The 14,183-nt window shown below is 47.9% G+C and carries 4 protein-coding genes; 3 read left to right on the top strand and 1 reads right to left on the bottom strand.

What is annotated here, in order from left to right; genetic code table 11:
* The coding region (locus tag QUA80_RS27835) for a hypothetical protein (protein ID WP_333428214.1) at positions 1-302 on the top strand (302 nt) is incomplete at its 5' end.
* Positions 303-365: 63 nt separating this feature from the next.
* Here QUA80_RS27835 and QUA80_RS27830 read toward each other — a convergent pair.
* Complete coding sequence (locus QUA80_RS27830; protein ID WP_333428213.1) at positions 366-5,267, bottom strand: glutamate synthase-related protein; 4,902 nt, start codon at positions 5,265-5,267, stop codon at positions 366-368.
* Positions 5,268-6,357: 1,090 nt separating this feature from the next.
* Between QUA80_RS27830 and QUA80_RS27825 the strand changes: the two genes are divergently transcribed.
* Positions 6,358-11,832, top strand: a complete 5,475-nt coding sequence (locus tag QUA80_RS27825) for an AAA family ATPase (protein WP_333428212.1) — start codon at positions 6,358-6,360, stop codon at positions 11,830-11,832.
* A 114-nt stretch (positions 11,833-11,946) separates the two neighbouring features.
* A complete protein-coding gene (locus QUA80_RS27820) occupies positions 11,947-14,082 on the top strand; it encodes a phosphodiester glycosidase family protein (protein WP_333428211.1) in 2,136 nt (711 codons plus the stop codon).
* The last annotated feature ends 101 nt before the right edge of the window (positions 14,083-14,183 follow it).

The raw sequence follows: 14,183 nt of genomic DNA, 5'->3' as shown, positions 1-14,183 counted from the left end.
ATTGGTTTTCTCACAGGATGGTCTTGGATCTTACATTCTTTATCTCTAGCACATCTTTAGAAAAATGGTATAAGTCCGACACAATTCTCGCCAGTCGTTTCACGCGACGCCGATCGCCCAAACAAGCGAATTTTAGTTCTGCTAGTGCCCATTGTGCCGTCATCGTTCCTCTGCCCTGTGTTATGTCATTTGAGGATTACTCGATCTGCTTGCTGATTGTCAAGCTCGCTGTCGGGCGATCGCACATGCCAACCGCTCCAGCTAGAGTCCGATCGTCTTTGTTTTGTGAACTATCCGTGTAAGTCGGGTAGATGCAAAAAAGGGGCAACTCGCGTCGCCCCTCATCTATTTAATCAACTGGAAAATTAAACTTCGACAGCAATCTTTTGTTCCGAAGCCTCCGGCGAATTCGCTTCACTCGGCGGCACAACTTGCCAGAACTTCGGCAAATATTCCGACCAATTTGCTAAAATCTTCTCAGCTTTCTTGCTGCCAGTTTGATCGCGCTGAGCCTCGATTAACTCTTTCAATTGCGCCTCCCCAGCCGCCGTACAAACGCGCTGCATCTTCACAATCTCCCCGTTGACATGAGCAGGGAAACTGCCATCTTCATCGAGGAAATAAGCCAAGCCGCCAGTCATTCCAGCGCCGACATTCCGGCCGACTTTTCCTAACACGACAATAACGCCGCCAGTCATGTACTCGCAGCAGTGATCGCCCGCACCTTCAATGACTGCTTTCGCCATCGAGTTTCGCACCGCAAACCGTTCGCCAGCTTTACCCGCAGCCAACAGAGTTCCCCCCGTCGCACCGTACAAACAGGTGTTGCCGACGATCGCATTTTCCGAAGCATCATAAGTCGCACCAGCCGGCGGTGCGATCGCGATTTCGCCCCCGTGCATTCCTTTACCAACGTAGTCGTTGGCTTGGCCTGACAGTACCAGCGTCATCCCCGGCAAATTGAACGCGCCGAAGCTTTGGCCCGCGCTACCGGTGCAGTTGAGGGTGATTTGACCGCTAAAGCCCGTGTTGCCGTGTTGCTGCGCGATCGCACCTGCCAAACGCGCGCCCACAGTGCGATCGGTATTCACCAATTTTACACTCTTGCTAACAGTGCCGTGATTGGCGATCGCACTTTGAATCTCCGCATCTGCGAGCAAATCATCGTCTAACACAGGCCCGTTGGTGTGTACGTCGCCGTGGATCAAGAAAGATCGATCGCTCTTAGTATCCGGTAATTTGGTCAAACAATCCAAATTAATCGCTTGGGTTTTAGTTAGTTTCACCCCATCGCGCATTGTCAGCAAATCCGCGCGGCCGATGATATCTGCGATCGACTTATAACCCAATTTCGCCAGCAAACTCCGCACTTCTTGTGCTACGAAATAGAAGAAATTAACAACGTGTTCCGGCGTACCGGGGAACCGTTTCCGCAAGTGTTCTTGTTGAGTTGTCACCCCCACCGGACAAGTATTCATGTGGCAAACGCGAGCCATAATGCAGCCTTCTGCAATCATTGCCACCGTGCCGAAACCGTACTCTTCGCCGCCCATCAAAGCGCCTACAACCACGTCCCAGCCCGTTTTAAAGCCACCGTCAACCCGCAGCACAACCCGATCGCGCAATTTATTTTCCATCAGCACCCGGTGAACTTCTGTCAATCCGAGTTCCCACGGAGAACCTGCGTGCTTGATCGAACTCAGTGGAGACGCACCGGTGCCGCCGTCGTGACCGGAAATTTGAATCACATCAGCATTTGCCTTGGCGACACCGGCGGCTACAGTCCCGATGCCGACTTCCGACACCAACTTCACCGAAACTCCTGCTTGCGGATTGATTTGGTGCAAGTCAAAAATCAACTGCGCCAAATCCTCGATCGAATAAATGTCGTGGTGAGGAGGAGGCGAAATCAGCGTCACACCCGGTTTCGACCGGCGCAAATAAGCAATGTACTCGCTCACTTTCGGCCCCGGCAATTGACCGCCTTCACCCGGTTTCGCACCTTGTGCGATTTTAATTTCGATTTGTCGGGCGTTCATCAGGTACTCGGGAGTCACGCCAAAGCGTCCCGAAGCTACCTGTTTGATGGATGAAGAAGCTGTATCGCCGTTCTGCAAACCTTTCAAGTGAGGTAGCGTTTGTGAGAAACCGGCCGCGCTCACATCGTTTAGCACTTTGTAGCGCACCGGGTCTTCGCCGCCTTCGCCGGAGTTCGATTTGCCGCCGATGCGGTTCATGGCAATCGCTAGCGTTTCGTGGGCTTCCGGGGACAAAGCGCCGAGGGACATACCGCCGGTGGCGAACCGCTTGACAATATCTGCTACAGATTCTACGTCTTCGATCGCAATGGAAGGCCGATCGCTCACAAAATCCAGCAAATCCCGCAAAGCAGTTACCGGGCGATTTTCGAGCTGTTTCTTGTAAACCTCGTAATGGTCGTAAGCCGTTTTTGCCTCAGCGCGATCGTCCCCGATCGCGCCAAGGACTGAATTACCGTTACCGTTGCTTCCTTCTGCCTCTTCCCTTCTTCCTTCTTCCTTCTTCCTTCTTCCGACGGACATCGGACTGACATCCGTTACATCCGTTACATCCGTTACAGAATCCGTTGCCGAACTTCCTTCTTCCTTCTTCCTTCTTCCCTCGTTAAAAGCAGTCACAGCCTTGTGCAAAGCCTTGGCCATTTCCGGGCTGTTCATGTGATATTCACCGCCCCGCCGGTACTGCACGAAGCCGTAATTTTCCAGCTTTTTGAGGTGCAATTCTGGGAAAGCCTGACTGTGGAAAGACATGACCTCGTTAGCCAGTTCCGCCACACTCAAACCGCCGATGCGGGAAACAGTGCCTTTGAAACCCAAATCTAGCAAATCGCCGCCAATGCCGATCGCCTCAAAGATTTGCCCTCCTTGATAGCTAGACAACAGCGAAATCCCCATTTTCGACAAAATCTTCAGCAGCCCATTTTCCACCGCTGTGCGGTATCTCGCTTGAGCCTCGGTCACGGTAATATTGGGAACTTTCCCGTGCTGCATCAAGTTTTGAGTCTTGGGGTCATACCACCAGGCGCGCACGCTTTCCAATGCCAAGTAAGGGCAAATAGCCACCGCGCCGTAACCCATCAAACAAGCGAAGTGGTGAGTGCTCCAACATTGGGCGGTATCCACAACCAGCGAAGTTTGCATCCGCAGGCCGACGCTAATTAAGTGGTGGTGAACCGCGCCAACTGCCAGGAAGGGCGGAATATAAGTATATTCAGCGCTCAATCCCACAGCAGAAGATACATCTCCTTCTTCCTTCTCCCCTATTCCTTCTTCCTTCTTCCTTCTTCCTTCTTCCTTCAAAACTCGATCGCTCAAAATCAGAATTCTCGAACCCTCGCGCACCGCAGCAGCCGCCTCTTGACAAAGTTGCTCGACTGCGCTTTTCAAACCTCCTGGCCCGGCAGCAATTTTGTAAAGCGTTGACAATTCGGTTGCGGGGAAAGACTTTTGCCCTTTCAAGAAAGACAGTTCAGCGTCGTTGAGTACGGGGGAATCAATTTTCAGCCGCTTGGCATTTTCCGGCACTGCTTGCAGTATATTGCCCCGCAGACCCACACTCATCGTCAGCGACATCACCATCCCCTCGCGCAGGGGGTCGATCGGCGGATTTGTCACTTGAGCGAACCGCTGTTTGAAATAGTTGTACAGCAACTGAGGCTTTTCTGACAGCACAGCCAAGGGAACGTCGTCGCCCATGCAGAAAGTCGGTTCTTTCCCAGAACTCGCCATCTCGACGATTACCATGTCCAAATCTTCTGCTGTGTAGCCGAAAGCAGTTTGGGTTGCCAACAGCGTTTGCGAGTCGAGGGTTGCGGTTTCGGCAAAAGGCTGCGGCTGCAAGATTTCGCGGTTTTGTTTCAGCCATTCGCCGTAGGGGTGCCGCTTAGCAATTCGCTGCTTGAGTTGCCAATTTTTGAGAATTTCGTTGGTTTGCAGGTCAACTGCAATCATTTGTCCTGGCCCCAAACGGCCTTTTTCGACAATATCTGCTTCGGGAATATCGACAACTCCGGCTTCGGAGGCCACAATTACCAAACCGTCTTTAGTAATGCAGTAGCGGGCCGGGCGCAAACCGTTGCGATCGAGCGTAGCACCTACTTGTTTGCCGTCGCTGAACACCAGCAGTGCCGGGCCGTCCCAAGGTTCTTGAATGCCGCTGTAATACTCGTAAAAATCGACAATTTCTGGATAGGGGGCCAAATCCGGCTGATTTTTGTAGGCTTCGGGCACCAGAATTGTCAGGGATTCTAGGGGAGTGCGGCCGGAGTGCACCAACAATTCCATCACGTTGTCCAAGTTTGCCGAATCGCTGCTTTCGGATTTGACAATTGGGTTGAACGTGTCGATGTCGGCTTGACTCCAATTCGGGTGAGATAAATTGGCTTGCCGCGCTTTCATCCAGGTAATATTGCCCAACAGCGTGTTGATTTCGCCGTTGTGTCCCAGCAAGCGCATCGGCTGGGCTAAGTGCCAGCGGGGCATCGTGTTGGTGCTGAAGCGCCGGTGATAGACGGCAAAGGAGCTTTTATAAGCGGGATTTTTCAGGTCAGGGTAAAATTCTCCCAATACGGCCGATCGCACCATGCCTTTATAGACGATCGTGCGGCAGGAGAAAGAGCAAGTATAAAAGTCTTGGCGGGTGAAGTTGGGGCGATTTGACAGGGCGTGTCCGATGGTGCGGCGCGCCAGAAATAGCTGTCTGTCGAGTTCGTCTCCGGCTAAGTGCGGTGAACTGACAATTATTTGTTCGATTTGAGGTTGATGTTCTCGCGCTTGCTCGCCCAAAACCGATGGTACAATGGGAACTTTGCGCCATCCCAAAAGTGTCAGCCCGCGATCGGCCAGAACTTGCTCAACCACCTGCCGCGCTACAGTCGCTTGAAATTTATCTTGAGACAGAAACAGCATTCCCACGCCGCAGTTTTCCCGTGCGGGAGGCACAATTCCCTGTTCGGCAAACCAAGCATCCAGCAATTCCCAAGGAATCGCGGTCATCAAACCCGCACCGTCCCCGGAATCAGAGTCGGCGCTGCAACCGCCGCGGTGTTCCAGACAAGTTAAAGCTGGCAGCGCTTTTTGAATAATCGAGTGGGTAGCTTCGCCGCTTTGGTTGGCAATAAAGCCCACACCGCAGGCATCTCTTTCTTCCACTAACCAGCTTTGGCCGGCATAGGGAGTTCCTCGCTGAGTCTGATGCACGTTTCTATTTGGATCGATCGTGTTACCCATGTTGATTGAATGTTATTTCCGTGATTGTGTGGTGGATGCGTTTTTATAGCTCGGAGAGAGAAGGCTGCCGAGCGGTGGGAGCCCAGTAAACTTTAAAACAGCATATTGGAAGCTGATTGGATAAAAATTTACGTCGATGCTGCCTGTACTTAGCACTAAAACCCTGTTTGCAGATTTTAAATTATCTCGCTCGCATCGCTTCGGAGATGTCTCCTAGAATACCCTGCTGTTAAAAAGCAGTGATCCTTGGGGAAATCGCCCCCCCTGCAACTAGATACATTGCAGGCGATCTAGTTTTTTGTGTGGGTTTTTCCTGAGTTCGGAAGGATAGCCTTGCGGACTCAGGTAGATAGTAACTTTAGCGTTATTTTGCTTGCTGCGCTGTTGAGTTGCTTTCGTCAGCGCCCGCAGACACAAAAGCCACCTGCCCGCTCAGTCGGTAGGTGCAATGTAGCAGCGCGGTTCACAACTGGTAAAACCTGTCTTATTGTGCAGTCAACTCTCAAGCCGCGAACATTAAGTTTATCAAAAAATCGATCGAATTTCACCCATTACAGTCAGAGTTTGCGTGCCAGTCTTGTCAGCGATCGTCCAGAACCCAGCCTAAGATGGCTTGCCGAAAAAGGTTGACAGTTGTCCGCAACCCTAATTTGTGTTTTTTGACCCACAAACGTTTGTAACTCATCAATCAAGGCTCTTTCAAGGATTTCTGACATATTGTCGAGTATCTGGTAGAGCCAGCGCCGACTTTTTGAATCAACAATCTCAATCCATTTAGGGCCGAGAGTATCAAAAATCATCCCATAATTAGGCGACGCCTGTTAATTAGGTTCTTAAGTTCCTATTCTCTGAATAGCTGTCGTTCAATCAGCGTTATATAAGTCATTTTATACTTGTTTTCAACTCCCATATAAACAGAGCTTAGATAAAAAATTTAAATTTTATTTAAAAAATAGCTCTTTTATAATTCGCCCTCCCAATATGTTAAGAAAAATGTACTTGACTGAATACCACAGCAGAGCGAGCGAAAATAGTAGATAGTAACTCTCAGAAGCTTCAGACTTGACAGAAGCAGTAGGAATACGTAGATATGATTAACATCACAAAACTTTTCCTAGGATATCACATTAACGAGCAAATATACGCAGGCAATCGAACTTTAGTTTATCGCGGCATTCGGTGTTCAAATGGGCAACCCGTCGCGATCAAACTACTGCGAAAAGACTTTCCCAGCTTCAACGAACTGGTTCACTTCCGCAACCAGTACGTGATTGCTAAAAACTTAAATATCCCCGGCATTGTCAAGGCATACAGCCTGGAGAGCTATCATAATCGCTATGCCCTGGTGATGGAAGACTTTGGCGGAATTTCCTTAAGTAGCTACCTCTCAAGTATTGCATCCGCGAGCGAGGAACCTCTAGAAGGCTTGCCAGTTAACGAGTTTTTTCCCATAGCGATTCAAATTGCCAGCGCCCTGGACGGACTTCATCGCCACCGAGTCATCCATAAAGACCTCAAGCCCGCCAACATTCTAATTAACCCCACCAGCAAAGAAGTCAAGCTGATTGATTTGAGTATCGCTTCCCTGCTGCCGCGCGAAACTCAAGAAATTCAAAATCCCAACGTCCTCGAAGGCACATTATCCTACATATCTCCCGAACAAACTGGGCGGATGAACCGAGGCATTGATTACCGCACAGATTTCTACTCGCTAGGAGTAACATTCTACGAATTACTAACAGGAAAATTACCATTCCAAACAGACGATCCAATGGATTTGGTACACTGCCACCTCGCCAAACAACCGCCCTCCGCCTCAAAAGTTAACAGTAGCGTTCCATTGGTGCTGTCTCTTATTATCAGCAAACTGATGGCGAAGAATGCTGAAGACCGCTATCAAAGCGCCCTGGGACTCAAGTACGACTTAGAAACTTGCTTATTCCAGTTGAAACAGACAGGAAAAATCGTTAACTTTGATTTAGGGCAGCGAGATTTGTGCGATCGCTTCATTATCCCCGAAAAATTGTACGGTAGAGAAAGCGAAGTATTCTCCCTGCTGGAAGCCTTTGACCGGGTGAGTGCAGGTAGCACTGAAATGATGCTCGTTTCGGGTTTTTCTGGTATTGGTAAAACCGCTGTCGTCAACGAAGTTCACAAACCAATTGTGAGACAGCGCGGCTACTTTATTAAAGGCAAATTCGACCAATTCCAACGAAACCTTCCCTTCTCAGCTTTTGTCCAAGCTTTTCGAGATTTAATTGGGCACTTGCTATCGGAACCAGACGCAAAAATCGAGCAGTGGAAGTCAGAAATCTTAGCCGCTTTGGGCGAAAATGCGGGAGCAATTGTGGAAGTTGTACCCGAATTAAAATTTTTGATTGGAGAACAACCTCCCGTACCAGAACTCTCCGGCAGTGCCGCCCAGAATCGCTTTAATTTGTTATTTGAAAAATTTATCCAAATTTTTACCACCCAGGAACATCCCCTCGTTATTTTCTTGGATGATTTGCAATGGGCAGACTCAGCCTCGTTAAAGTTGATACAGCTTTTAATGAGCAACTTGGGGAGTCGCTATCTTTTCTTAATTGGAGCTTATCGAGATAACGAAGTTTTTCCAGCGCACCCGTTAATGCTGACCTTGGCGGACATTGAAAAAGCCGCAGCAACGGTGAATACCATTAATCTAGCGCCGCTCCAGCAGTCGGATGTGAATGGTTTAATTGCCGATACTCTTGGTTGTTCAAAAGCGCTAGCACGACCTTTAACCGAACTGGTTTATCAGAAAACTAAAGGCAATCCATTTTTCAGCACTCAATTTATCAAATCATTGCATGAAGATGGACTAATTAACTTTAATTTTGATATCCGTCACTGGCAGTGCGATATTGCCAGAGTACGAACATTAGCGCTGACAAATGATGTAGTAGAATTCGTGGCAATCCAGTTGCGGAAGTTGCCCATCCAAACTCAAGAAGTTTTGAGGTTAGCCGCCTGTATCGGCAATCAATTTGACTTAGCAACCTTGGCGATTGTTGATGAAAAATCACCCGAAGAAACCGCCCTTAATTTGTGGAAAGCTCTCCAAGAAGGACTAATACTACCCATTAGCGAGGTTTATAAGTTTTACCAAGCAGACGGAAATGAAAATGGGGAAAACGGTAATCAGGACAAATCTATCCCATTACCCATTACCCATGACCAATTACCCAAATACAGATTCTTACACGATCGCGTTCAACAAGCTGCCTATTCCCTCATTCCTGACAACCAAAAGCGTTCTACTCACTTAAAAATCGGTCAACTGCTGTTAAAAAATACGCCCGAAGCCGAGCGAGAAGAAAGAATTTTTGATATTGTCAATCACTTAAATGTGGGAGTTGAGCTAATTACCCCGGAGGAAGAACGGGAGCAATTAGCACGATTGAATCTGGTTGCGGGAAAGAAAGCCAAAGCTGCTACCGCTTATGCTGCTGCGGTTGAATATTTCAATATTGGCAGAAAATTACTGACAGCCAATAGTTGGGAGAATCAATACGAACTAACATTAGGGCTGCATACCGAAGCGGCAGAAGCTGCATATCTCAGCGGTGACTTTGAGCGGATGGAAGAATTGGCATCAGTCGTGGAAAACGGCGCCAAAACGCTACTAGACAAAGTGAAGGTATATGAAGTACAGATGCAAGCTTGTATGGCGCAAAATAAGTTACAGGAAGCGCTGAATACAGGACTACAAGTTTTAAAACTGTTGGGGGTAGAGTTTCCCTCGGAGCCAAATCCGTCTGATATTGGGCAGGCATTAGGCGAAACTGCGGCAATTCTTAACGAGAAGCGAATTGAGGATTTAATTGAGCTACCCGAAATGAGCGATCCCTATAAACTAGCAGCCATAAGACTTTTATCAAGTATCTTTGCTACTGCATACCTTGCTGCTCCTGCACTGTTGCCTCTTACGGTGTGCAAACAAGTACAATTATCCGTCCAATATGGGAATGCTTCCGTTTCTCCCTTTGCTTACGCCAATTATGGTTTTCTTCTTTGTGGAGTTGTGGGAGATATTGATTCAGGTTATCAGTTTGGTCAATTGGCTTTAAGTCTAGTGTCAAAGTTAAATTTTCAAGAAATCAAAGCCAAGACAGTCTTCGTAGTAAATTTATTTATCCGAAATTGCAAAGTGCATCTCAGAGAAACCTTAGAGCCTTTGGTGTCAGCTTACTCTAGCGGAATGGAGACAGGAGATATAGAATATGCAGCTTATAATTTATTACAGTATTCCTGTTCAGCTTACTATAGTGGCAAAGAACTGAGTGTCCTTGAAAGAGAGATAGCCAGAAACAGAGATGCTATTCATAAAATTAAGCAAAAAAAACCGCTTAATTATATAGAAATTTATTGGCAGACTATCTTGAATCTGCTGGGAAAAAGTAAAAATTCCTGCATTCTCCAGGGTGAAGCCTACGATGAGCATATCAAGTTGCCAGTTTACCAGCAAACAAATGACCAAGTGGGATTTGCCTACATATATTTAAACAAGTTTTTACTTTGTTATTGGTTTGAAAATTACTCAGAAGCGATTGATAATATCACTCTAGCAGAGAACTATTTAAATGCAGTAATAGGAATGCCCGTTGTTCCTGTTTTCGATTTCTACGATTCTTTAGTGAGGTTGGCGGTGTATTCTGACACTCCACAGTCGGAACAACAGAAACTTCTCGACCGAGTACAAGCTAATCAAGAAAAAATGCAAAAGTGGGCGCATCATGCCCCCATGAATCATCTGCATAAATTCTATCTAGTAGAGGCCGAACTGCATCGGGTTTTAAACCAAAAAATAGAAGCGATCGAGATGTACGACAAAGCGATCGCCCTCGCTAAAGAAAACGAGTACATCAACGAAGAAGCACTAGCTCACGAACTCGCCGCCAAATTCTACCTTGAATGGGGCAAAGAAAAACTCGCCCAACCTTATCTAATTGATGCTTACTATGCCTATGCAAAGTGGGGAGCCAAAGCAAAGATTGACCATCTAGAACAGCGCTATCCCCAATTACTGGCTCCGATCCTGCAACAAGAGCGAACTCGCCATTATCCGAGCGAAACAATTGACACATCCAGCAGTGAATCATCCCTATCTAACACCAATAGAACACTTGTCGGTAGCACCAGCAGCAGTTCGGAGTTAGTAGATTTGCCGACAGTTATCAAAGCTTCTCAAGCTCTTTCTAGTGAAATAGAACTAGAGCAATTGCTAACTACTTTGATGCAAGTAGCAGTTCAAAATGCCGGAGCTCAAACCGGAGCATTAATTTTGGATGAAGGTGGAAATTGGAGAGTTGCCGTACACTGTACAAATCGCCAAGATTGTCATTTGGAATCGCTTCTAGTTGAAGAAAGCAAAGCAATTCCTGTCAGCATAATTAACTACGTCAAACGTACAAAAGAAATCCTGGTATTCGATCGTGCCAGCACTCAAACCACCTGGGCTGGCGATCCTTACATGATTGAGCACCAACCCAAGAGCGTTTTATGCACTCCGATTCTCCATCACGGTAAAGTAATGGGCATTCTGTATCTAGAGAATAATCTCACAACGGGGGCGTTTACGCGCGATCGCGTCGCCATCCTCAACATCCTGTGCTCGCAAGCTGCAATTTCCTTACAGAACGCCCGACTGTATCAACAATCCCAGGAATATGCCCAAAAACTAGAGCAGTCTATCCAGGATCTCAAACAGATGCAGTTGCAATTGGTACAGGGTGAGAAGATGTCTGCCCTCGGAAATTTAGTCGCAGGGGTAGCCCACGAAATTAACAATCCCGTAGGCTTTATCGCCGGCAACTTGCAACCGGCTCAAGATTACGTGGGGGATTTATTCAACTTGATCGATCTCTATCAAGAAAAATTTCCCCATCCGGGAGGGGAAATTGAAGCAGAAATTGAGGATATAGACTTGGAGTATTTGCGAGAAGATTTGCCCAAATTGATTGGCTCGATGCAGGAGGGAGTCGAGCGCATCCGCAATATCAGTACGAGTTTGAGAACGTTTTCGAGGGCAGATAGCGATCGACCAGTTTCTTTCAATATTCACGACGGACTCGAAAGCACTCTGCTGATTCTCAAACACCGTTTAAAAGCCAGCGAGTTTCGCCCCGCCATTGAAGTAGTGAAAGAGTATGGTAAATTGCCCCTAGTCAAATGCTTTCCGGGACAGTTGAACCAGGTATTTATGAACGTACTGGCAAATGCCATTGACGCTCTGGAGGAGTCAAATAAGGGGCGCAGTTTTCAGGAAATTAAAGCTCTACCCAATAAAATCACGGTTCACACGGCTCTGAGCGAATCCAAAAATCAGGTTGTGATTCGGATTAAGGATAATGGAGTGGGGATGTCGAACGAAGTCAAGGAAAACATCTTTAACCACTTATTCACCACCAAGTCTGTGGGTCAAGGAACCGGATTGGGATTGTCGATAACCCGCCAAATTGTTGTGGAAAAACATGGAGGTACGTTAGTAGTAAATTCCTCTTTGGGGCAGGGTTCGGAGTTTGTGATTTCTATTCCGGCGTGAGCAGTTCGTGCTAGGCTTTAGCGCAATTAGCACCGTTTAGTAAGCAGGAACATAGGGATATTCCCGGTTTCTAGATCCCCATGCGTTTAGGAATGAAATTGTGAGTTGTAAGCTGTGAAACGTAATTTGTCATGTTGGCGTTCAATATTGTCAGTCTTAATTTTACCCGTACTGGCGATCGCCCCGTCTTTGCTGTGGAATCAATCCGGAAGAGCACAACAGGGGGAGAGGGCTGGGTTGATTCATGCTTCGAGCTCCCGCCAGGGAATGAATTCCCAGGCTGATAGCGAAAGTCGGTTGAAACCGACTGAAATATTGACATATAGTCCTCTTGAGAGGACTTCAGCTATGAGAGAGGGAATTCATTCCCTGTCGGACGATAAGTTTTTGACTCAATCCCTACCGCCCTCTTCGATAATTAGACAAGGCCGCCAAGTGTCTCTAAACGGCCGCATCCTGCCCCTAGCTTGGACTCAGCAGCCGGCAAACAGCACTTCTGGGAATTTCCGAACTTGGATTGCTGACGTTGGATTGATGCAAAGTGCGGGAGTGGATTTGCTTAGCAGCGCCGACAGTGCCAAACAACCGGTGCAGTGGTTTTCGGTATCTTTAACCGACGCTCAAAGCTTGGCAGCGCGGGCAACCGGGCCCTATCGCTATTTAGATGTTACCGATTTTGCTAGACTTGCCGGCTGGCAGATATCTGCTGATGGAAATATTCTAAAAATTACTTCTCAAACTGCAATTGTTACCGGAATTCGGCAAGCTGAAACAGAATGGGGCGATCGCATTGTTGTAGATATCGATCGCCCCGCCCCTTGGCAAGTTAACTTTGTCGGTACACCGAGCCCGTCTCCGACACCCACACCGCCAGAGAGCCCGGACGACCCCACAAAGCCAGCTATCCCGCAAACTATAACCCCCGCAGCGCCAAACCTCGAAACACCAGACGACCCGACCAAACCCGCTCTCCCGCTGCCAATAACGCCCGCAAAACCGATCGCCGGTCAAGAATGGTCGATCGCGATCGATGCCAAAGTCGATCGCAATGCGGTCGATCGCACTTTTGCAACCAACCAACAATTGCTATCACTAAAAGTCGAACCTGACGGCGCTCAAACCAAAGTCAAAGTAACGATTCCTTTAGGTTGGCGGCCGCAAGTTTTCAGCCTGGGAAATCCCAATCGATTAGTTATCGACATTCGACCAGATTCGTTAGTAGAAAAAAACATTGTTTGGGCGCCCGGTGTGCAGTGGCGGCAGCAGTATCAGAATTTAGGAACTGCGCGTTTTCCAGTAGTTTGGTTAGAAGTTAATCCGCGTCAATCCGGTGTGAAATTTCGACCGCTTCTCAGCAATCCGCCGACAGATAAAGGCACTGCCCCTTTATTGCAAACAGCAGAAGTTTCGGGAACGGCTGCGGCAATTAATGCAGGGTTTTTCAATCGAATTAATCGCTTAGCTTTAGGCGCAATTCGGCGCGATAATAAATGGCTTTCCGGGCCGATTTTGAACCGGGGGGCGATCGCCTGGAACGATCTGGGCGAATTTGCGATCGATCGTTTGACTTTGCAAGAAACTTTGATAACTCCGGCAAATCAATTTTTGCCTGTTTCTCATCTCAATAGTGCCTACGTGCAACCGGGAATCGGTCGCTACAATTCTGATTGGGGAACAACTTATACTCCGCTGTCTGGCAATGAAATAGTTGTGACAGTTGCGGGCGATAGAGTTGTCAGCCAATCCCCCGGAGGTGCGCCGGGAACAACAACTTTTCCGATTCCAGCTAACGGTTATATTTTAGCTTTGCGTTCCGATTTTTCCCCTTTACCTCAACTTTCTATCGGCACTTTATTGCGTTTGGAAAGTAACACAATCCCTGCGGATTTCAACCGTTTTCCGTACATTTTAGGCGGCGGGCCAGTGTTGGTACAAAACAGTCAAATTGTGCTGGATGCGAAGGCGGAAGGGTTTAGCGATGCTTACGTCAGACAGACAGCAATTAGAAGTGCGATCGGGCGAACTGCTGCGGGGAATTTGCTGATTGTAGCCGTGCACAATCGCGCGGGCGGGGCGGGGCCAACTTTCGCAGAACTGGCGCAGATATTGCAGCAAATGGGTGCTGTGGAGGCTTTAAATTTGGATGGGGGAAGTTCGACGAGTTTGTATTTGGGAGGGAGTTTGCTCGATCGACCTCCGTCTACTGCTGCGAGAGTTCATAATGCGATCGGTATTTTCATTCAACCATAAACCGTCACCTTAAATTGTCGGCAAATTGTCGGTAAATTCTCAGGGGTTAGAAAGCGCTACTGCACAAACAAAGTTCACCTACGAGCACTGGAAACTGGAGT

The sequence above is a fragment of the Microcoleus sp. F4-D5 genome (assembly GCF_036704885.1).
Taxonomy (GTDB): domain Bacteria; phylum Cyanobacteriota; class Cyanobacteriia; order Cyanobacteriales; family Microcoleaceae; genus Microcoleus.
Note: the sequence above shows the minus strand (reverse complement) of the source record. Positions and strands in the feature narration are given on the sequence as shown.